This is a genomic window from Chromobacterium sinusclupearum, from assembly GCF_002902845.1.
GTDB lineage: Bacteria > Pseudomonadota > Gammaproteobacteria > Burkholderiales > Chromobacteriaceae > Chromobacterium > Chromobacterium sinusclupearum.
Genome location: NZ_PPTF01000068.1, coordinates 111,176 through 132,135 on the forward strand (window position 1 = coordinate 111,176; position 20,960 = coordinate 132,135).

Genomic DNA, 20,960 nt, shown 5'->3' on the forward strand with positions numbered 1-20,960 from the left:
TTCCTGCGCGGGCAATACGGAAGGAGTATCGCCATGACCACCCCCATCGTCCGGCTGATGCAACGCCTCAGCTATCCCAAGCGTTTTGCCGTCATCGGACTGTTGTTCGCCTTCGCGCTGCTCTACTTGGTCTACGCCCTGTATCGAACCAATCAGGACAACATCGAGTTCACCAACAAGGAAAAAATCGGCGTCGTTTATATGCAGCCGCTGACCGCCTGCCTGGCCGCCGTGCAGTTGCAGCAAGAGCTGGCGGTGCGCGCCGCGCTGGGCGACAGCCAGGCCCGCAGCGGCCTGAGCGATGCGACTCGGCAACTGCAGACCAAATGGCAGGCCTTGAAAACGGTCAACGATCAGATTGGCGGCACGCTGAACAGCGACAGCGCCTGGAAAGACACGCTTGCCGGCTGGAACGCTTTGCAGGCCGCCGGCAATGCTGCGCCTGCGCAGCAGATTGCCGCCTACGCCGCCTTCAACGACAAGCTGAACAACCTGATCGGCGCCATCAGCGACAACTCCAACCTGACGCTGGACCCGGACATCGATACCTATTATCTGATGGATGCCGCGACCTCCAAGCTGCCGACCTTGCTGATCCACCTGGGCGAAGCGCATGCCGTCGCCGCGCTGGCAGAGGCCAATCATCCGCTGGAATCCGGACAGCGAGACAGGCTGGTCGAACTGCGCCCGCTGATCGGAGAAGCCAGCGACGGCCTGGTCAGCGACGTCGGCAAGGCCTTCGCCTACAACGCGGGATTGAAAGCCGATCTTGCGCCCTTGGGCGACAAGCTGGCCGCCATCCTGAAAAACCAGGGCCAGGGCATAGACGACGCCGTCGCCGGCAAGACCGGCGCCAGCGGGCTGAAGATCGCCGGCCATACCGCCGAAAACGTCCAGGCCATCTCGGCCTACATGTCGAGCGGGCTGGCTAGGCTCAGCGATCTATTGCAAGCCCGGATAGACCGCACCGCCCTGCAGCGCGACACCTATATCGGCATCAGCTTCGCCGCCATGCTGCTGGCCATCTTCCTGTTCCAGCAACTGTATCTGTCGATCACGCTGCAACTGGGCGGCGAGCCCTTCTACGTGCAGGAAGTCGTCGAGCAGATCGCCTCCGGCCGGCTGGATACCCGCATCCAGTTGCGCGACAAGGACGAATCCAGCTTGCTCGCCACCATCCGCAGCATGCGCAATCAGCTGCGGGAAACCGTATCCCAATTGATCTCCACCGCCAACGAAGTCAACGGCGCGGCATCCCTGATGGCGCAGAGCGCGCAAAGCATCACCTCCAGCAGCTGCCAGCAGAACGAGGCCGCCGCCAGCATGGCCGCCGCGATAGAGCAGCTGAGCACCAGTCTGTCGGTTTGCGCGGAACAATCGGAACAAGCGGATCGGCTCTCCACAGACGCCGTCCACGAGTCCGGCGAGGGAGACAAGGTGATCGCCGCCACCAGCAGCAGCATGGACGGCATCGTACGCGACGTGTCCACGGTGTCGGACACGATAGGCGAGTTGGGGAAACAGTCCGAATCCATCGTCGGCATCGTCGATGTGATCCGCGACGTGGCGGAGCAGACCAATCTATTGGCGCTGAATGCGGCGATCGAGGCGGCGCGAGCCGGCGAAATGGGACGCGGCTTTGCCGTAGTGGCGGACGAGGTGCGCAAGCTGGCCGAACGCACCGCGCTGTCCACCACCGAAATCAGCAACATCGTCAGCCAGATCCAGAGCACGGCGCAACGCGGCACGCAGAGCATGCAGGTGGGCATGCGCGCCATCATGGACGGCCAGCAGCGCGCGCGGGCGGCCGGCAACAGCATGAATGAAATACGCCAACGCATCACCGACGTGCTGGCCAGCATCCATCAGATCACCGATTCGCTGCGCGAACAGAGCCACGCCAGCCAGACGCTGGCGCAGAATGTGGAGCAGGTCTCAAAGATGTCCGAGCAGAACACGATGGCGGTCAAGGCCAGCGCCGAAACCGCCGGCGAGCTGCAGACGATTTCGGCGCGGCTGCTCGGCGTGGCCGGCCGCTTCACCGTGTAGCCGCGTCGAATCGAAAAGCCGGCGGGATTTGGCTTACCAGATGCCCTTCTCCACCTTGTCGGCCAACTCGGGGTAGCGTTCCGCCTTGAATTCCGGCACCGCCACGCCGGCCTTCAGCTGGCGTTGGTAATCGCCGAGCACGATGAAGAAATAGCGCGACAACAACAGGATGGCGGCCAGATTGATCAGCGCCATCAGTCCCATCGCCAGATCGGCCATGTCCCACACCAGCGGCAGGCTGGCCAGCGCGCCAAACAGCACCATCGCCAGCACCAGCAAGCGAAAGGCCAGCAGACCGCGCTTGCTGTTGAGAATGAACTCGACATTGCCTTCGGCGTAGGCGTAATTCCCCAGAATGGACGTGAAGGCGAACAAAAACATCGCCACCGCCAGGAACGATACGCCCAGCGGACCGAATTGCGATTCGATGGCCTTTTGAGTCAGCGCCACGCCGCTCAAACCCTGGTCATGCACGCCGGACAGCAGAATGATGGCGGCGGTGGCGGTGCAGATCACCATGGTATCGATGAACACGCCGAACATCTGGATCGCGCCCTGGCTGGCCGGGTGGCGCGACGCCGCCGTAGCCGCGGCATTGGGCGCGGAGCCCATGCCCGCCTCATTGGAGAACAAGCCGCGCTTGATGCCCAGCATCATCGCCTGGCTCACCGCGTAACCGGCCGCGCCGCCGGCCGCCTGCTCCAGGCCCAGCGCGCTCTTGACGATCAGCACCACCAGACCGGGCAGTTCCGCCGCATGGATGGCCAGCACGTAGAAAGCCATCGCCAGGTAAATCAGCGCCATCACCGGCACCAGCCATTCGGCCACCCGCGCCACGGAGCGGATGCCGCCGAAGATGATGGGCGCGGTCATCACCGTCAGCGCCACGCCGACGAACATCGGATGCCAGCCCCAGGCGCCGGCCGTGGCGGCGACGATGGAGTTGGCCTGCACCGCGTTGAACACCAGGCCGAAGGCCAGGATCAGGCAGAGCGCGAACACCACGCCCAGCCAGCGCTGGCCCAGGCCTCTCTGGATGTAGTAGGCCGGCCCGCCGCGGAAGGTTTCGTCATGGTGATTGGTCTTGAACAGCTGCGCCAGCGTCGATTCGACGAAGGCGCTGGACATGCCGAGCAAGGCGGTCAGCCACATCCAGAACACCGCGCCCGGCCCGCCGACGGCTATGGCGATGGCCACGCCGGCGATATTGCCGGTGCCCACGCGGCTGGCCAGCCCGGTGGCGAAGGCCTGGAACGGCGAAATATCGTTCTTGCTGCGGTGGCCGCCACGGCCGCCGGTCATTTCCTGCCAGCCGCGCCGGAACAGGCGCAGCTGCAGCAGGCCGGAACGCAATGTGAAATACAGGCCGACCGCGATCAACAGCGCGATCAGTATCTTGCCCCACAACACATCGTTGACGGCATTGATCAGTGAATGAAACAACTCCATGGTTCTCCTTGGCGTTCTGAGCGTAAACCTTCCCGCAGAGGCAATATGCGTCGCCGCGGGAATGGAAGGTTGGATGAATCCCGATCTGGCGCCGGGATAAGCACCTTGAGAACAGAAAGCAGATTCGGCGTCAGCCCCTGCCGATTGGCTTGCCGCAGCGCTGGCGGCAAAGTGGCCGAATCTAGCAAAAGACCTTAACAAATGGCAATGAAACAATTGCGCAAGCGTAAATGCGCTGAATTCATTGCCGCGGGAAATCGCTATATAAGCCGCGATAAGATAATTCCAGCCTAGAAAGGCCCAGCCGCGGCATGCGGATGGCAAGGTGAAGCCATCCTGCAACAGCTGTCGGCTGCGCCCGACCCGGATGGACTTTTTGCCAATCATTTTCAAGCAAATGAATTATTCAGCCTGAAGTGGATAGATGCTAATCTGAAAATGCGCGCATGGCGGGCAATCGGAGCGGCAAGCAGCATGAAAGCGATAGGCAACTGGGTATTGGCGCTGTGGTGCCTCGCCTGTCTGGCGGGCGAACCGCCGTGGCGATTGGTCGCCGACGCCAGCTTCGAACCGTACAGCTACCTGGGCCGGGACGGCAGCAGCCCGCAGGGGCTGGACGTGGAGCTGGTGAGCGCGGTGATGCGGGAAACCGGCACGCCGTTCCGCATCAGCCTGTTGCCCTGGGAAAGAGTGAAGCTGCAGCTGGCGCAGAAGGAAGCCGACGCCGGCTTCGTCTTCACCGGCACGGCCGAGCGCCGCGCCCAATATGAGCTGGTGGGGCCGCTGCGCACCGGACAAACCGTGTTCATCACGCTGACGCAGAACCGCCTGCGCTACTGGCGCAGCCTGGACGATCTCAAGCCTTACCTGATAGGCCAAGTGCACGGTTACAGCTACGAAACCGACTTCGACAAGGCGGACCTCGAACGCGACCAGCACGCCACCACGCCGCGCCAGCTGGTGGCGATGCTGTTGGCGGGACGGGTGGATGTGATCGTCGGCGACAAGACGCAGCTGCTGTACTTCATCCAGCAACTGCAGGCGGAAAACCAGGTGCGGGTGCTGTCCAAACCCTTGGTGGAAATGCCGCGCTACGTGGCCTTCGCCAAGGGCGACCCGCGCGCGCGGCAGTTCGAGACCGCGCTGAGGAAATTACAGCAGAACGGCCAGCTGCAAGCCATCCAACAGCACTGGTCGCCCTGAATGGCGCTAGCGGCGCGCCGGCAGCAGGTCCAGCCGGTCGGTGCACAAGCCGTCCACGCCCCAGGCCAGCAGCCGCTCGGCATCCGCCGGATCGTTCACCGTGTAGCACAGCAGCTGGTAGCCGGCCTGCTTGATGTCGCGCGCCAGTTCGGCGGTCAGCGCATGGTGGTCGCAGTGCAGCGCCACGCAGTCCAGCTCCCGCAAAATCTCGCGCCAGTTGGCGGGAATGTCCTCGCACAGGAAGGCGCGCGGCAGCGCCGGTTCGGCCGCCTGGGCCGCGCGCAAGGCGTCGATCTCGAACGAAGACAACAAGGGCGGCACCGCCGCGCCGGCCCACAACCGCGCGGCCTCTTGCGCCACCAGGCGGCCGGTTTCCTCGAAGCGGCCCGGACACGGCTTGATCTCGATGTTCAGCAGCATGTCCTGGGCGCGGCAGTAAGCCGCCACATTGGCCAGCGTAGGCAGCGCCTCGCCGGCGAACGCCGCGCCCTTCCAGCCGCCGGCGTCCAGCATCGACAGCTCGGCCATGGTTTTGAGCTTGGCCTCGCCCTGGCCGTTGCTGGTGCGGTCCACAGTGTCGTCGTGCAGCAGGAAGCAGACGTTGTCGGCCGACAGCTTCACATCGCACTCCGCCGCGCGGTAGCCGTAGCGGATGCCCTCGCGGAAGCCGGCCAGGGTATTCTCCGGCGCCAGCGTGCCGCCGCCGCGGTGGGCGACGAGCTCAGGATACGGCCAGGACTGCTTCAGGTGCTGCGACATACTCGATTCTCCGTTGTGTTTGGGCGTCAAACAGGTGCAGCGCCTCCGGCCGCACCGTCAGTTCCAGCCGGCTGCCCGGCTGAGGCCGCTGGCCGTGGGCCAGCCGCGCCACCGCGTTTTGCCCGGCCATCAAGCCGTAGACGTAATTATCGGCGCCCAGCATCTCGATGCTGTCCACCCGCAGGCTCAGACTCAAGCCCGGCTCGCCGCCCAGGCGCAGGTGTTCGGGCCGGATGCCGACGCGCAACTTGCGTCCCGCCAGCTCACTCCTGGCCTGCGGCAAGGTCAAGGCCGAGCCATCGCCCAGCAGCAGGCGCTCGCCGCGCGGGTCGGCCTCGGCGTCCAGCAGGTTCATGCCCGGCGAGCCGATAAAGCTGGCGACAAAAGTGGAGGCCGGCCGGTCGTAGATCTCATCCGGCGCGCCGATCTGCTCGATATGGCCCTTGTTCAACACGATGACGCGGTCGGCCAGCGTCATCGCCTCCACCTGATCGTGGGTGACATACAGGCTGGTGGTGGACAGACGGCGGTGCAGTTGCTGGATCTCCAGCCGCATCTGGCCGCGCAGCTTGGCGTCCAGATTGGACAGCGGCTCGTCGAACAGGAACACCGCCGGCTCGCGCACGATGGCGCGGCCCATGGCCACGCGCTGGCGCTGGCCGCCGGACAGCTCGCGCGGCTTGCGTTCGAGCAGCGCCTCCAGCTCCAGCACCTTGGCCACGGCCAGCACCCGCTCCATGATGGCGGTCTTGGCCATGCCCTTGAGCTTGAGCGCGTAGCCCATGTTCTGCGCCACCGTCATGTGCGGATACAGGGCGTAGTTCTGGAACACCATGGCGATGTCGCGGTCCTTAGGCTCCAGCGGGTTGACCAGGCGATCGCCGATGCGGATCTCGCCATCCTCGGTGCTTTCCAGCCCTGCCACCATGCGCAGCAGCGTGGACTTGCCGCAGCCGGACGGACCGACGATGACCACGAACTCGCCGTCGCCGATCTCGACCGAAATGTCCTCCAGCACCTTGCGCTCGGCGCCTGGATAGCGCTTGGCGATATTCTTCAGACTCAGTTTTGCCATATGGCGCGCCTTCTCATTTTTCGTTGTCTACCAGGCCCTTGACGAACCAGCGCTGCATGAAAATCACCACGGCCAGCGGCGGCAGCAGCGTCAACAGCGCGGACGCCATCACCAGATGCCATTGCACCGCGCCCTCGCCCAGCATGCCCTTGATCGCGATCACCGCGGTGGACATGGCAGGATCATGCGTGACCAAGAGCGGCCACAGGTACTGGTTCCAGCCATAGATGAAGGTGATGACGAACAGCGCCGCGAGATTGGTGCGCGACAAGGGCAGCACCACGTCGATCAGGAAGCGGATCGGCCCCGCGCCGTCCACCCGCGCCGCCTCCATCAGCTCCTTGGGCAGCGTCATGAAGAACTGGCGCAGCAGGAAGGTGGCGGTGGCGGACGCGATCAAGGGCAGCGTCAGACCGGTGTAGCTGTTGATCAGCCCCATCTGGGTCACCACTTCCACTGTCGGGAAAATCCGCACTTCCACCGGCAGCATCAGCGTGGCGAAGATCAGCGCGAAGCCGGTTTTTCTGAACGGAAACCGGAAATAGACGATGGCATAGGCCGACAGGAAGGAGATGAAAATCTTGCCGACGGCGATCAAGAGCGCCATCACCAGGCTGTTCCACAGCGTGCGCGCCAGCGGCACCGCCAGACCGCCGCTGCCGCTCCACAGTACGGTGGAGAGGTTGGTCCACAGCTGGCCGCCGGGCAGCAGCGACAGCGGCACTCGCGTCACCTGATCGGCGCTCTGGCTGGCCGCGGCGAACATCAGATACAAGGGGAAGGCCACGACCAGCGCGCCTGCGATCAACATCGCGTGGCAGAACAGGTCCAGCCCTTTACGGTTTTCCACCATCAGTACTGCACCTTTCTTTCCACGTAACGGAACTGGATCAGCGTCAGAATGCCGACCACGATCATCAGCACCACCGATTGCGCGGCCGAGCTGCCCAGGTCCAGGCCCTTGAAGCCTTCCAGATACACCTTGAGGATCATGGTCTCGGTGGACTTGCCCGGCCCCCCGCCGGTGGCCGCGTCGATGACCGCGAAGGTGTCGAAGAAGGCGTACACCAGGTTGACCACCAGCAGGAAAAAGCTGGTCGGCGACAGCAGCGGGAACACCAGGTCGCGGAAGCGGCGCAAGGGGCCGGCGCCGTCTATCGCGGCGGCCTCGATCAGCGACGCCGGTATCGCCTGCAGGCCGGCGTAGAAGAACAGGAAGTTGTAGCTGATCTGCTTCCAGGCCGAAGCCAGCACCACCAAGAGCAGCGCCTGGCCGCCGTTGAGCGCGTGGTTCCACTCATACCCCATGCCGCGCAGCAGATAGCTGATCCACCCCAGGCTGGGATTGAACAGGAACAGCCACAGCACGGCCACGACGGAAGGCGCGATGGCGTAAGGCGCGATCAACACCGTCTGGTAGACGCGCTTGCCGCGGACGATCTGATTGGCCATTACCGCCAGGATCAGCGCGCTGCCGGTGCCCAGCAACGTCACCAAGGCGCTGAACAGCAGCGTGGTCTGGATGGTGCCGAGGTACAGCGGGTCATGGAACAGCTGGCTGAAATTGGCCAGGCCGACGAACTGGCTGTCCAGCCCGAACGGGTCCTGCATATGCGCCGATTGCCACAGCGCCTCCAACGCCGGCCACAGGAAAAACACCAGCGTGATCGCCAGCTGCGGTGCCAGGAGCGCCAAGCCCAGCCAGCGGTTGGGGAAGTAAGTACGGTTTTGCATGCGGGCACCAGGACAAAGCGGACAGCCGCCCGGCTACCCGCTCATGGAAAGTGAAATCAGCCGGCGGTCTTCTCGAAGCGGCGCAATAGCTCATTGCCGCGCAGCACCGCGTTGTCCAGCGCGTCCTTGGCGCTCTTCTTGCCGGTCCACACCTCCTCCAGCTCCTCGTCCACCACGGTGCGGATCTGCGGCATATACCCCAGGCGCAGGCCACGGGTATAGGACTTGGGCGGCTTGTTCTGCATCTGCAGGGTTGGGATGTCGGCGCCGGGGTTCTGTTGGTAGTAGCCGTCCTTGCGGCTCAGCTCATAGGCGGCGGTCACCACCGGCAGATAGCCGGTGTCCTGGTGCCATTTGGCCATCACCGTCGGCGAAGTCAGCATCTTGAAGAATTTGGCCACGCCCTTGTATTCGGCAGGACTCTTGCCGCCCATCACCCACAGGCTGGCGCCGCCGATCAGCGCGTTCTGCGGCGCGCCCTTCACCGCCGGGTCATAAGGCATCATGCCCATGCCGAAAGCGAACTTGGCGTTCTTGCGGATATTGGCCAGGGAGCCGGAACTGCCGGTCATGATGCCGCACTCGCCACTGTAGAACTTCAGCGTGGCCTCGTCCTTGCGGCCGGCATAGCTGAAGCTGCCATCCTTGGCCATCTTGGCCAGCATCTCGATGTGCTTGACCTGAGTCGGGCCGTTGAACTGCAGCACGGCGTTGGTGCCGCCAAAGCCATTGTCCTGGCTGGCGACCGGCAGATTGTGCCAGGCGCTGTAGTTCTCCAGCTGCACCCAGCCTTGCCAGCCAGTGCTGTAACCGCAGCGCATGCCGGAGGCTTTCAACTTGGCGGCGGCGGCGGCCAGCTCCGGCCAGGTCTTGGGCGGCGCGTCCGGCAGGCCGGCCTTCTTGAACGCATCCTTGTTGTAGTACAGCACCGGGGTGGAGCTATTGAACGGCAAGGACAGCAGATGGCCGGTCTTGGCGTCGGAGTAGTAGCTGGCTACGGCCGGAATGAAAGCTTTCTCGTCCAGCTTTTCCCCGGCATCGGCCATCACTTGGTAAACCGGCTTGATGGCTTTCTTGGCCTGGATCATGGTGGCGGTGCCCACTTCGAACACCTGCACGATGGCCGGCGCGTTGCCGCTGCGGTAGGCGGCGATGGCGGCGGCCAGCGATTCGTCGTACTGCCCCTTGTACACCGGCACCACCTTGTAATCCTTCTGGCTGGCGTTGAACTGGGCGGCGATGGCGTTGACGCGGTCGCCCAGCGCGCCATCCATGGAATGCCAGAACTGGATTTCGGTGGCGGCCTGGGCGGAAAGGGACAACGTCAGCAGCAGAGGCGCCAGCGCGCCGGCGCGGCGGGACAGAGCAAACTTCATCGTGATCTCCAGATGTCGTGGGCGGACATGTCGTCAAGCGGCGGATTGTGGCCGGACAAAATGACAATATCGTTACAGTAATATGTCATCAGAATTTCAACAAGCGCTCATTTACAAATTTGCTCATGCCATCCATGCAAAAAGGGCACGCAAGGCGTGCCCTTTTACAAACGCATCTGCGCGCTTTTACTGGTAACTCAGCTTATCGGCCTTGCCCCAGAACACCCGGTAAGCAAAAGCGGTGTAGCCGATGATGCATGGCAGCACCACCACAGCGCCCCACAGAATCACCCACAGCGCCTCCGGATCGGCCGCCGCTTGCCAGATTGTCATCCGCCCGATCACCATCTGCGGGAACACGCTATAAGCCAGGCCCCAGAACGACAACAGCACGATGCCGACGCTGGCGGCAAACGGCAGCCAGCAGAAGGTGTCGTTGCCGGCGGCTTGGCGCCGCGCCAGCCTAGGCAGGCTGAGCCAAAGCAGAATGAACAGCGCCAGCGAGCCGAGCGGCAAAGGCAGCAGCAACAGGAACTGCGGCAGCGCGAACCATTTGGCGGCGATGCCAGGATTGGCCAGCGGCGTCACCACCGATACCGCCAGCACGGCCAAGCCGGCGCCGTACAGCGCGTATTCCGCCCAGACGATCGCCTTGGCCTGCAGCTTGCCGTGCGTCTTCATCACCAGCCAGCAGGCGCCGAGCAAGGCGTAAGCCAGCGCCATTCCCGCGCCGACCACCAGCGCGAACAGCCAGGCGGTAGCGCCCTCGGCAAAGCCGGTCAGGAAACGGCCCAGCATCACGCCCTGCGCCAGCGCCGCCAACAGAGAGCCCCCGGCGAAGGCCGCATTCCACCACGGCTTGTGCGGATCCTGCGCCTTGACGCGGAAGTCGAAGGCCACGCCGCGCAGAATCAACCCCACCAGCATGGCCAGCACCGGCAGATACAAGGCGCCGAACACCACGCCGTGCGCTACCGGAAACGCCACCAGCAACAGGCCCGCGCCCAGCACCAACCAGGTTTCGTTGGCGTCCCAGAACGGGCCGATCGAGCCCACCATCACATCCTTCTCGTCATCGGTCGCCAGCGGCAACAGAATGCCGACGCCCAGGTCGAAGCCGTCCAGAATCACGTACACCAGCATCGCCAACGCCATCAGTCCGGCGAAGATCGCCGGCAGGTAGAATGCCTCGCTCATGCCAGTTTCTCCTTTAGTTGCGGTTCGTGCGCCAGCTCATGCGCGCCGGCCTTGCGCGCCAGGTAAAAAAGCACCGAGATATAAGCGGTCAACAGCAGCGCGTACAAGGCCAGATACGTGCTCAGCGACGTGAACAGCATAGGCGCCGTCGCATGTCCGGCCGCCTGGGCGGTGGTCAGCACGCCCGTCACCAGCCATGGCTGGCGCCCTATCTCGGTGACAAACCATCCGGCCAGGGTGGCGATCCAGCCGGCAAACGTCATGCCCACCAGCACCCGCGCCAATGCCTGCGGCAGCTCGCCCCGCTTCTTCAGCTGCCAGGCGGCCAGCCAGGACACCAGCAGCATCAGCATGCCCATGCCCACCATCACGCGGAAACTCCAGAACACCTTGGCCACCGGCGGATGATGCTCGAACTCATTCAAGCCCTTGATCTCGCCGCCCCAGCTGTGGGTCAGGATCAGGCTGCCCAGCTGCGGCACGCCTAGCGCATAGTCGTTGCTGCGGGTTTCGGCATTCGGCAGCGCAAACAAGAGCAGCGGCACATCCTTCTCGGTGTGCCAGATGCCTTCGATCGCCGCCAGCTTGGCCGGCTGGTGCTTCAGCGTGTTCAAACCGGACATGTCGCCCACGAACATTTGCAAGGGGATCAGCAGCGCCGCCAGGAACACGCCGCTCTTCAAGGCCACCATGACGCCGCGGCCGCGCTCGCCGCGCAGGTAGCGGTAGGCGGACAGGCCGGCGATCAGGAACGCCACGGTCAGGCCGGAAGCCAGCAGCATATGGGTCAGCTGGTACGGCAAGGTCGGGTTGAAGATCACTTCCAGCCAGCTGACGACATGGGCGCGGCCGTCGCGCATCACGAAGCCGGTGGGCGTCTGCATCCAGGAGTTCAGCGCCAGAATCCAGAACGCCGACACGGTATTGCCGAAGGCCACCAGGAAGGTCGCCAAGGTGTGCACGCCCTCGGACACCTTGCTGCGCCCGAACAGCATGATGCCGAGGAAGCCCGCCTCCAGGAAAAACGCCGTCAGGATTTCATAGGCCAGCAGCGGTCCGGCGATATTGCCCACCGTCTGCATATAACCCGGCCAGTTGGTGCCGAACTGGAAACTCATCGTCACGCCGGACACCACGCCCAGCGCGAAGGACAGCGCGAAGATCTTCACCCAGAAGCCGTAGGCGTCCATCCAACCCTGATCGCCGGTCTGGCGGAAGCGCATCTTGAAGAACAACAACACCCAGGCCATCGCGATGTTGATGGTGGGAAACAGGATGTGAAAACTGATATTGGTGGCGAACTGGATGCGCGCCAGCGTGACGGGATCGAGCTCCATGGCTTACTCCTTTTCTTCTTCGCGGTGGCCGAGCCGCGACAGCGATTGCGTGAACTGCAGCACTTTCTGCACCTGGGAGCCCAGCTTCATCAATCGCTGCAGCGTCTCCACGTCCATGTGCTGGATATCGGAAAACCAGGTGGTGACCAGCTCGATCAGCTGGTACATCTCTTTCATTCTTTCCTGCGCGTGCCGCTCCGCCTCGCTGGCCGGGCTGTCCATGATGGCGCCGCGCAGCATGGTCAGCGTCGGCTCCACCTCGCGCTTCTTGCGCTCCTCGGCCAGGGTCTTGAAGATCTGCCACACGTCTTCCGGCGTGGAGAAATACTCGCGGCGGTCGCTGGGGAAGTGCTGCAGCTTGACCAAACGCCACGACTGCAGCTCTTTCAAGCCCATGCTGACATTGGAGCGGGAACAGCCTATCGCCTCGCCGATCTCATCGGCGTTAAGCGGTTTTTCCGATACGTACAGCAAGGCATAGATCTGGCCGACGGTGCGATTGATGCCCCAGCGGCTGCCCATCTCGCCAAAGTGCAACACAAAGGACTGCACCAGAGGGGGGAGGTTCATGATTTTTCCAATTTTCAGTAATTTCTGAAAGTTTGATATGGATCATAGGTTGTCTGGTGGGATAGCGTCAAGGCACAGACTGATTTTGCCACCGGCCAAGTCCCTGCCCTCCCGCACTCACCGGGCATGACGAATCCAAGCGCGCCTTGCCGCCTCCCCGCCGCCAGCCGTCATCGCCCTCTCGCCGCGACGCCCTCCTCCGGCAGAACATTCGGGCAAAGGCATGAAAAAAGCCTCCGGGAAACCCCGGAGGCTGTTGAGCTTGGCCTGGATGGCCGCGATGACTTGGCGTTCAATAAAACGGCTGAGGCCAGGCGGCGCGCCCGGCATCAGCCGCTTGTCCGTCCCGCTTAGGCCAGCACAGCGGCGATGGCCGCGTTAAAGGTGGCGCTCGGACGCATCACCGCGCTGCACTTGGCGGCATCCGGCAGGTAGTAGCCGCCGATATCCGCCGGCTTGCCCTGCACGGCCTTCAGTTCGGCCAGGATCTTCTGCTCGCTGTCGGCCAGTTGCTTGGCGATGGGCGCGAAACGGGCTTGCAGTTCCTTGTCGTCGGACTGCGCGGCCAACGCCTGGGCCCAGTACATGGACAAGTAGAACTGGCTGCCGCGGTTGTCCAGCTCGCCGGTGCGGCGCGACGGGGACTTGTTTTCGTCCAGCAGCTTGCCGGTGGCGGCGTCCAGCGTCTTGGCCAGGATCTTGGCTTTCTCATTGTCGGTCTTGATGCCCAGTTCTTCCAGGCTGACCGCCAGCGCCAGGAACTCGCCCAGGCTGTCCCAGCGCAGGTGGTTCTCTTCCAGCAGTTGCTGCACGTGCTTGGGCGCGGAGCCGCCGGCGCCGGTTTCGTACATGCCGCCGCCGGCCATCAGCGGCACGATGGACAGCATCTTGGCCGAGGTGCCCAGCTCCATGATGGGGAACAGGTCGGTCAGGTAGTCGCGGAGGATGTTGCCGGTGACCGAGATGGTATCCAGACCGCGCGCCACGCGCTCCAGCGTGTAACGCATCGCGCGCACTTGCGACATGATGTGGATGTCCAGGCCCGTGGTGTCGTAATCCTTCAGGTAGGTCTGCACCTTCTTGATCAGCTCGTTTTCATGCGGGCGGTACGGGTCCAGCCAGAACACGGCCGGCATGCCGGAGTTGCGGGCGCGGGTGACGGCCAGCTTGACCCAGTCGCGGATCGGCGCGTCCTTGACCTGGCACATGCGCCAGATGTCGCCCTGCTCGACATTCTGCGACAGCAGCACTTCGCCGGTGGCCAGATCGACGATATTGGCGATGCCGTCTTCCTGGATTTCAAAGGTCTTGTCGTGCGAGCCGTATTCTTCCGCCTTCTGCGCCATCAGGCCGACGTTGGGCACGGTGCCCATGGTGCGCGGGTCGAAGTTGCCGTGCCATTTGCAGAAGTTGATCATCTCCTGGTAGATGCGGGCGAAGGTCGATTCCGGCATCACGGCCTTGCAGTCGTAAGGCTTGCCGTCGGCGCCCCACATCTTGCCGCCGGCGCGGATCATCGCCGGCATCGAGGCGTCGACGATGATGTCGTTCGGCGAGTGGAAGTTGGTGATGCCCTTGGCCGAGTCCACCATGGCCAGGCGCGGACGGTGCTCCTGGCAGGCGTGCAGGTCGCGGATGATTTCTTCGCGCTTGGAGGCCGGCAGGGTCTCGATCTTCTCGTACAGGGTAGCCATGCCGTTGTTGACGTTGACGCCCAGTTCCTCGAACAGCTTGCCGTGCTTCTCGAACGCGTCCTTGTAGTAAATCTTGACGCAGTGGCCGAACACGATGGGGTGGGACACCTTCATCATGGTGGCCTTCACGTGCAGGGAGAACAGAATGCCGGCCTCGCGGCAGTCTTCCATCTCGCGCTCGTAGAAGTCGCACAGCGCCTTCTTGCTCATGAACATCGAGTCGATGATCTCGCCGGCCTGCAGCGCCACCTTGGGTTTCAACACGATGGACTGGCCGCTCTTGGTCACCAGCTCCATCTTGACGTCGCGCGCCTTGTCCAGCGTCATCGACTTCTCGCCGTGGTAGAAGTCGCCGTGGTGCATGTGGGAAACGTGAGTCTGCGACCACTGCTTCCATTCGCCCATCGAATGCGGATGCTTCTTGGCGTAGTTTTTCACGGCCAGCGGCGCGCGGCGGTCGGAGTTGCCTTCGCGCAGGACCGGATTGACAGCCGAGCCCAGACATTTGGCATAGCGGTCGCGGATCGCCTTTTCTGCGTCTGTCGTCGGGTTTTCCGGGTAGTCGGGAATGTTATAGCCCTTGGACTGCAGCTCCTTGACGCAGGCGATCAACTGCGCCACGGAGGCGCTGATATTGGGGAGCTTGATGATGTTGGTGTCCGGGTGCTGCGTCAGCTTGCCCAGCTCGGCCAAGGTGTTCGGCACTTTCTGTTCGTCGGTCAGATGCTCGGGGAACTCCGCCAGCACGCGGGCGGCCACGGAGATGTCGGCGGTTTCCACCTGGATGCCGGCGGAAGCGGCAAAGGCCTGGACCACCGGCAGGAAGGCGCTGGTGGCCAGCGCCGGCGCTTCGTCAGTCAGGGTGTAGATGATTTTCGATTGTTCTGCTGGCATTACTCTATCTCCATGTTGATCTTGTGACGACAGAACGATTGCGCGAAGAGGTCATGGCTCGGACGGCATTCCGGGGAAGGCCGGAGATCTTGGCAGGGCGGACGCGGGCGTCACGCCGCTCTTTGGCAATTTTCAAAAGCGAATTATACCCCTTCTCATCGTCTTGGTTGGCGACGCAACTGAAACTTTTATGCCTGATAATTGGCCAGATGACGTTCGGATGCGAATAAAACGCTTGTTCGAACACCAGCTTAGCCGCCTGTCCCCAGCCGCGACACACGATATCGCTCACGCGGCGGCTAGGCCTTGCTATCATTCGCCTACTTTATTTCGCCGTGTTTTCCGCATGCCCCAGCTGATTCTGCTCAACAAACCGTATGGCGTGATCTGCCAGTTTTCCGACCATCCCACGCATCCGACGCTGAAGTCCTGCGTGCCGCTGCCCGGCGTCTATCCAGCAGGCCGGCTGGACACCGACAGCGAGGGCCTCCTGCTGCTGACCGGCGATGGCACGCTGCAGCACCGCATCGCCGACCCGCGCTGGAAGCTGCCCAAGACCTATTGGGTGCAGGTGGAGGGCGAACCCAAGGAAGAACAGCTGGAAAAATTGCGCCAGGGCGTCGATCTGGGCGACTTCATCACCCAGCCGGCCCAGGTTCGCCGCATCGAGACGCCGGAACTGTGGCCGCGCAATCCGCCGGTGCGTTTCCGCAAGACGGTGCCAGACTGCTGGCTGGAAATCATCATCAGCGAGGGCAAGAACCGCCAAGTGCGGCGGATGACAGCCAAGGCCGGCCTGCCCACGCTGCGCTTGGTGCGGGTGGCGATCGGCCCGTGGCGGCTGGACGGCCTGCAGCCCGGCGAGATGCGCCAGCTGGAGGTGAGTCTTCAAGATTTGCCGCGGCCAGGCGCAGCCGGCCGCAAGCCTGGCGCAGGCGCGTCGGACCGCTCGCAGGCGCCGGCGGCCAAGGGCGGCAAGGGCCCTACTTTCCGCTTTGCCCGCAACCGGAAGGACTAGGGGCTGTTGACGTTTGGTGGGTGGATCGCGTTTGCGCCGATTTGGGCCGGAAGCAAGGCGCACAGTCCGCCGCATAGTCATTCTATGCAAGGGCTGGGAAACGTGGCTTCCGGCCCAAAGCGGCCAAACCCGCAGGGCCGGGCGCCTTTCGCGCCGACTCTTCGTTGTTCCGCGCTGGCAGAGAATGACTATGCGGCGCGCGAAACGCCTCGATTCGCCGCAAAACGCATCCCGGCGCGACCGCTCACCAAACGTCAACAGCCCCTAGCGCCTGTTCTCTCCAGACCACGGCCCCGCCCGCTCACCGCCTTATCCTGATGAAAGTTCGCTGCGCGGTTTGAATGCGCGACGCTGAAAAGCAAAGCGGGGAAGCCTTGGCTTCCCCGCGGGGTGGAGGCGCTTGACGGCGCCAATCTTGGGTCACGGAGGGTCTGCCTTAATAGCTGTGATTGTCCTCGAAATAAGCGATCGGGCCAGCGCTGGTCAGGCCGATGTGGAAGTGGGAGCTTTCCGGGAAGACTTCGCCCGCGCTTTCCGTGGCGCGCACGAACTCGAACAGCACCTCGACTTCCTTGAACTTGCGGGCCAGAATCAGATTGCCCTGCAACCAGTTTTGGATTTCGGCTTCATGCGGATGCGCGTTTTCCAGCTTCAACTGGAATCCATCGCCGCTGATCAGGCTGATGGCGGGCGGCATGCTGATGTCGAACTGGTTCAGCTCCTTTTGCGCCAGCTCGGCGAAGCTGGACAGTTCGTGATTCGCCTTTTCCCGGATTTCGGAGAGGGCGATGGACCCGTCGTCAGCCAGCTTGCCAAGCAGTTGGCTGATGCTGGGTGCGGCGGAGGCGGTCTCAAGCGACATCATGTTACTCCTCTGTTGGACGTTACCATTTAGTAATAATAGGTAAAGATTCCGACAGTAGCTGGTCAATAGGCCAGTTTTTTCAGTTCGAACAATATTTCCAGCGCTTGTCTGGGGCTGAACTCATTCGGATCCAGCTCCGCCAAGCGCTCCAGCGCCGGATGCGGCTCGAGCTCCGCCGCAGGCGCCGGGGCGGCGAACAGGTCCGGCTGCACCCGCGCCGCCGACTGGTTCTCCAGCTCCGCCAGGTGGCGGCGCGCGTCGCGTATCACCTTGCTCGGCACGCCGGCCAGCTGCGCTACAGCCAGGCCATAGCTCTGGCTGGCGGGGCCGTCTTCCACGTGGTGCAGGAACACGATGCGGTCCTTGTGCTCCACCGCCGACAGGTGCACGTTGGCGACGGCCGGATATTCGCCAGCCAGCGTGGTCAGCTCGAAATAGTGGGTGGCGAACAGCGTGTAGGCGCGGTTCTTTTCGATCAGCGCACGGGCGATGGCCCAGGCCAGGGCCAAGCCGTCGAAGGTGGACGTCCCGCGGCCCACTTCGTCCATCAGCACCAGCGAGTGTTCGCTGGCATTGTTGAGGATGTTGGCGGTTTCGGTCATTTCCACCATGAAGGTGGAGCGGCCGCCGGCCAAGTCGTCCGACGCGCCGATGCGGGTGAAGATGCGGTCGATCGGGCCGATGACGGCGGAGTCGGCCGGCACGAAGCTGCCGACATGGGCCAGCAGCGTGATCAGCGCGTTTTGCCGCATATAAGTGGACTTACCGCCCATATTCGGGCCGGTGATCAGCAACAGCTTGCGCTCGGCCGACAGCTTGGTGTCGTTGGCGATGAAGCGCTCGACTTCCGCCTCCACCACCGGATGGCGGCCGGCCACGATCTCCAGCCGCGGCTCGGCGACAAACTGCGGCTCGGCGTAATTGCCTATGCTGGCGCGCTGGGCAAACGCAGCCAGCACGTCCAGCGCCGCCACGGCCTGGGCGATCAGCTTCAATTCGGCGATGTGCGGCGCCAGCTCGTCCAGCAGCGCCTCGTACAATTGTTTTTCCAGCGCCAGCGAGCGGTCTTGCGCGGTCAGCGCCTTGTCTTCGAATTCCTTCAACTCCGGCGTGATGTAGCGCTCGGCGTTCTTCAGCGTCTGGCGGCGGCGGTAGTCGTCCGGCACCTTGTCCGACTGCGCCTTGGACACTTCGATATAGAAGCCATGCACGCGGTTGAATTCGACTTTCAGCGTGGTGATGCCGGTGCGTTCCTTCTCGCGCGCTTCCAGCTGCAGCAGGAAGTCGCCGCAGTCGTTCTGGATCGCCCGCAACTCATCCAGCACCGGGCTGAAACCGTTGTTGATGACGCCGCCGTCGCGCAGAAAGGTAGCCGGCTCCGGCAGGATGGCGGCGGAAAGCATGGTTTCCACTGGCGAGTGGTCCGGCAACACGGCGGCCAGTTCGCGCAGCAAGGGCGCATCCAGGCTGGCGGCCAGCGCCTTGATGCCGGCCAGCGCCTTCAGCGAATCTCGCAATGCCGACAAATCGCGCGGCCGCGCCGAGCGCAGCGCCACGCGGGCGGTGATGCGCTCGATGTCCGATACCTGGTCCAGCTCGGCATGAACGTCCTGATGGCGCGCCAGCAGCGCGCGCACCGCGCCGTGGCGGCGCGCCAGCTTCTGGTGATTGCGCATCGGATGATGCAGCCAATGGCCAAGCAGTCGGCTGCCCATGCTGGTGGCGCAGGTGTCGAGCAGGGATGCCAGCGTCGGCGACGCCTCGCCGCGTATGGTTTCGGTCAATTCCAGATTGCGGCGGGTGGCGGCGTCCATGCGGATCAGCTCGCCGGCGTCCTCTACCGACAGCGCGGAAATATGCGCCGGATTCACGCCCTGAGTGGACTTCACGTATTCCAGCAAGGCCCCCGCCGCGCCGACAGCCACCGGCAACGTGTCGGCGCCGAAGCCGGCCAGATCGCGGGTGCCGAAATGGCGGGTCAGCGCCAGCTTGGACGATTCGATGTCGAACTGCCACGGCGGCAGCTTCTTCCGGGGGATGGCGATCTGCTCGAACGCCGCCAGGCCGGTGTCGTCCGGGATCACCAGCTCGGCCGGTTTCAGGCGTTCCAGCTCGCTGGCCAGGTCCTCGACGCCAGCCTGCATCACCTTGAATTCGCCGCTGGCCAGCGACAACCAGGCCAGGCCCAGCACGCCCTTGACCATATTCACCGCCAGCACCAGGTTGTCGCGCTTGTCATCCAAGAGCGCAGCATCGGTCAGCGTGCCCGGCGTGACGATGCGCACCACCTTGCGTTCCACTGGCCCTTTGGCCAGGGCCGGATCGCCGATCTGCTCGGCGATCGCCACGGATTCGCCCATTTTCACCAGCCGCGCCAGATAGCCCTCGGCGGCATGATAAGGAATGCCGGCCATCTTGATCGGCGTGCCGGCGCTGGCGCCGCGCGCGGTCAGCGTGATGTCCAACAGCCGCGACGCCTTTTCCGCATCCTCATAGAACAGCTCGTAGAAGTCGCCCATGCGGTAGAACAGCAGCTTGTCTGCGTGCTCGCGTTTCAGGGCTAGATACTGCTGCATCATCGGGGTGTGCTGGGGCGTGCTCATCGGGTGTCGGGCTCTGCTCTTGGTCGGTCTGGATAAATGCGCAACGCCCCGGAAAGACGGGGCGTCGAAGTTGGCGACATTTTAGCGCGCGGCGGCGGGGGTGTCAGCCAGGGCGGCTTGCGGCACAATGTTCCGACAACCATAAGGAGAAAAGCCATGTCCCGCCTATCGCCGCAGCAAGTCCTGCGCCGCCTGTTCGATGTCGCCGTCGCCAGCGTCAAGCCGGAACGGCTGCTGGATCATCTGCCGCCTCCGCCAACGGGCCGTACCGTGGTGATCGGCGCCGGCAAGGCCGCCGCCGCGATGGCGCGCGTGCTGGAACAGGCCTGGCCGAGCCCGTTGTCCGGCGTGGTGGTGACGCGCTATGGTCATGCGGTGCCCACTTCGCGGATCACGGTGCTGGAGGCGTCCCATCCGGTGCCTGACGCGGCCGCTTGCATCGCCGCCCAGCGGGTTCTGGACGCGGTGCGCGGGCTGACCGCCGACGACATGGTGATCTGCCTGCTGTCCGGCGGCGGTTCGGCGTTGCTGTCGCTGCCGGCCCAGGGCATCAGCCTGGAAGACAAACAGCAGGTCAACCGGCAGTTGCTGGCCTGCGGCGCGGGCATCGACGAAATGAACGCCGTGCGCAAGCACCTGTCGGCCATCAAGGGCGGACGGCTGGCGCTGGACTGCGCGCCGGCGCGGCTGGTGACCTTGGCGATTTCCGATGTGGTGGGCGACGATCCGGCCGTGATCGCGTCGGGACCGACGGTGGCCGATCCCAGCACTTATGCCGACGCGCGCGCCGTAGTCGCCAAATACGGCCTGAGCTTGCCGCCGGCGGCGCAAGCTCTATTGGACGCGGAACCCGACGAGACGCCCAAGCCGGGCGACACCAGGCTGGCCCATGCCGAGTACCGGCTGATCGCCGCGCCGCAAATCGCCTTGCGGGCGGCGGAGGCCGAGGCGAGGCGGCTCGGTTACGACGTGTTGTTGCTGGGCGACAGCATAGAGGGCGAAGCGCGCGAGGTGGCGAAAGTCCACGCCGGCATCGCCCGTCAAATCGCGGCGCATGACCTGCCGGTGGCGCGGCCCGCCCTCATCCTGTCCGGCGGCGAGACTACGGTGACGCTGAAAGGCCAGGGCCGCGGCGGC

Annotated in this window: 16 protein-coding genes; 4 read left to right on the forward strand and 12 right to left on the reverse strand. The window is 63.9% G+C overall.

Annotated features, from left to right (window positions below; translation table 11 throughout):
* Positions 1-33 precede the first annotated feature (33 nt).
* On the forward strand, positions 34-2,049 hold the full coding sequence (locus tag C2134_RS21580; RefSeq protein ID WP_103320864.1) for a methyl-accepting chemotaxis protein: 2,016 nt from the start codon (positions 34-36) through the stop codon (positions 2,047-2,049).
* A 33-nt stretch (positions 2,050-2,082) separates the two neighbouring features.
* On the opposite strand, the gene C2134_RS14500 is transcribed toward C2134_RS21580, so the two are convergent.
* Positions 2,083-3,498: an alanine/glycine:cation symporter family protein gene (locus tag C2134_RS14500; protein ID WP_103320865.1), complete on the reverse strand. Its 1,416-nt coding sequence runs from the start codon at positions 3,496-3,498 to the stop codon at positions 2,083-2,085.
* A 474-nt stretch (positions 3,499-3,972) separates the two neighbouring features.
* On the opposite strand from C2134_RS14500, the gene C2134_RS14505 reads away from it, so the two are divergent.
* Positions 3,973-4,701, forward strand: a complete 729-nt coding sequence (locus tag C2134_RS14505; RefSeq protein WP_103320866.1) for a substrate-binding periplasmic protein — start codon at positions 3,973-3,975, stop codon at positions 4,699-4,701.
* A 6-nt stretch (positions 4,702-4,707) separates the two neighbouring features.
* Here the strand turns inward: C2134_RS14505 and ugpQ are convergent, their stop codons facing one another.
* The 9 genes from ugpQ to C2134_RS14550 all read right to left on the reverse strand — a co-directional run bounded on the left by ugpQ (position 4,708) and on the right by C2134_RS14550 (position 15,337).
* Positions 4,708-5,460, reverse strand: coding sequence for a glycerophosphodiester phosphodiesterase (ugpQ, locus tag C2134_RS14510; RefSeq protein ID WP_103320867.1), 753 nt, complete (start codon positions 5,458-5,460; stop codon positions 4,708-4,710).
* The gene (locus C2134_RS14515; protein WP_103320868.1) at positions 5,423-6,535 is read right to left on the reverse strand and encodes a sn-glycerol-3-phosphate import ATP-binding protein UgpC; all 1,113 of its coding nucleotides are present in this window, start codon (positions 6,533-6,535) and stop codon (positions 5,423-5,425) included. The genes ugpQ and C2134_RS14515 overlap by 38 nt, the downstream gene beginning before the upstream one ends.
* A gap of 13 nt (positions 6,536-6,548) precedes the next feature.
* A complete protein-coding gene (gene ugpE, locus C2134_RS14520; RefSeq protein WP_103320869.1) occupies positions 6,549-7,388 on the reverse strand; it encodes a sn-glycerol-3-phosphate ABC transporter permease UgpE in 840 nt (279 codons plus the stop codon).
* The gene (gene ugpA, locus C2134_RS14525) at positions 7,388-8,269 is read right to left on the reverse strand and encodes a sn-glycerol-3-phosphate ABC transporter permease UgpA (RefSeq protein WP_043624357.1); all 882 of its coding nucleotides are present in this window, start codon (positions 8,267-8,269) and stop codon (positions 7,388-7,390) included. The genes ugpE and ugpA overlap by 1 nt, the downstream gene beginning before the upstream one ends.
* Before the next feature lie 56 nt (positions 8,270-8,325).
* Positions 8,326-9,645, reverse strand: coding sequence for a sn-glycerol-3-phosphate ABC transporter substrate-binding protein UgpB (ugpB, locus tag C2134_RS14530; protein ID WP_103320870.1), 1,320 nt, complete (start codon positions 9,643-9,645; stop codon positions 8,326-8,328).
* A gap of 186 nt (positions 9,646-9,831) precedes the next feature.
* Positions 9,832-10,842 (reverse strand): cytochrome d ubiquinol oxidase subunit II, encoded by a 1,011-nt coding sequence (locus tag C2134_RS14535; protein WP_103320871.1) that lies wholly within the window; start codon positions 10,840-10,842, stop codon positions 9,832-9,834.
* The gene (locus C2134_RS14540; protein ID WP_103320872.1) at positions 10,839-12,179 is read right to left on the reverse strand and encodes a cytochrome ubiquinol oxidase subunit I; all 1,341 of its coding nucleotides are present in this window, start codon (positions 12,177-12,179) and stop codon (positions 10,839-10,841) included. The genes C2134_RS14535 and C2134_RS14540 overlap by 4 nt, the downstream gene beginning before the upstream one ends.
* A gap of 3 nt (positions 12,180-12,182) precedes the next feature.
* Complete coding sequence (locus C2134_RS14545; protein ID WP_043624364.1) at positions 12,183-12,749, reverse strand: GbsR/MarR family transcriptional regulator; 567 nt, start codon at positions 12,747-12,749, stop codon at positions 12,183-12,185.
* 350 nt (positions 12,750-13,099) lie between these two features.
* Complete coding sequence (locus tag C2134_RS14550; RefSeq protein ID WP_103320873.1) at positions 13,100-15,337, reverse strand: NADP-dependent isocitrate dehydrogenase; 2,238 nt, start codon at positions 15,335-15,337, stop codon at positions 13,100-13,102.
* Between the two features lie 346 nt (positions 15,338-15,683).
* Between C2134_RS14550 and C2134_RS14555 the strand changes: the two genes are divergently transcribed.
* Complete coding sequence (locus C2134_RS14555) at positions 15,684-16,355, forward strand: pseudouridine synthase (RefSeq protein ID WP_103320874.1); 672 nt, start codon at positions 15,684-15,686, stop codon at positions 16,353-16,355.
* Positions 16,356-16,791: 436 nt separating this feature from the next.
* Here C2134_RS14555 and C2134_RS14560 read toward each other — a convergent pair whose 3' ends face one another.
* Both C2134_RS14560 and mutS read right to left on the reverse strand, forming a co-directional pair.
* Positions 16,792-17,220 (reverse strand): hypothetical protein, encoded by a 429-nt coding sequence (locus C2134_RS14560; protein WP_233196464.1) that lies wholly within the window; start codon positions 17,218-17,220, stop codon positions 16,792-16,794.
* A gap of 62 nt (positions 17,221-17,282) precedes the next feature.
* Positions 17,283-19,823, reverse strand: a complete 2,541-nt coding sequence (gene mutS / locus C2134_RS14565; RefSeq protein ID WP_103320876.1) for a DNA mismatch repair protein MutS — start codon at positions 19,821-19,823, stop codon at positions 17,283-17,285.
* Positions 19,824-19,979: 156 nt separating this feature from the next.
* Here mutS and C2134_RS14570 point away from each other — a divergent pair.
* Positions 19,980-20,960, forward strand: a 981-nt coding sequence (locus C2134_RS14570; RefSeq protein WP_233196465.1) for a glycerate kinase type-2 family protein, incomplete at its 3' end; no start/stop codon positions are given.